Genomic DNA, 304 nt, shown 5'->3' with positions numbered 1-304 from the left:
TCTCCCTATAAGTCCTGTTAAATCTTTCTATATATCCATTTTGCATTGGTTTGCCAGGCTCTATATATTGAAAGGTAATACTATTGGCCTTACTCCAATGAGTCATCAATCCTGCAATAAGTTCTGGGCCATTATCCATACGAATACTCTGAGGCTTTCCATATCTGCCTATCAGATGATTAAGCACCCAAACAACTCGGCTACTTTTTAAGCTGTAATCGACTTCAATAAAAAGTACTTCTCTGTTATAGTCGTCAATTACATTGAAACTTCTGAATTTACGACCATTCTCCATGACATCACT

General features: G+C 36.8%; 1 protein-coding gene. It reads right to left on the bottom strand.

The annotated features are described in order from the left end of the window. Nucleotides 1-304 (bottom strand): DDE-type integrase/transposase/recombinase (locus GNY06_RS00110; RefSeq protein WP_166518292.1); only part of this gene is annotated, 304 nt, incomplete at both ends.

Origin of the sequence: Elizabethkingia argenteiflava (assembly GCF_009904105.1) — a bacterium.
Classification (GTDB): domain Bacteria; phylum Bacteroidota; class Bacteroidia; order Flavobacteriales; family Weeksellaceae; genus Elizabethkingia; species Elizabethkingia argenteiflava.
The sequence above is the reverse complement of the archived record's forward strand: the minus strand, read 5'-3'. Positions and strand labels throughout refer to the sequence as shown.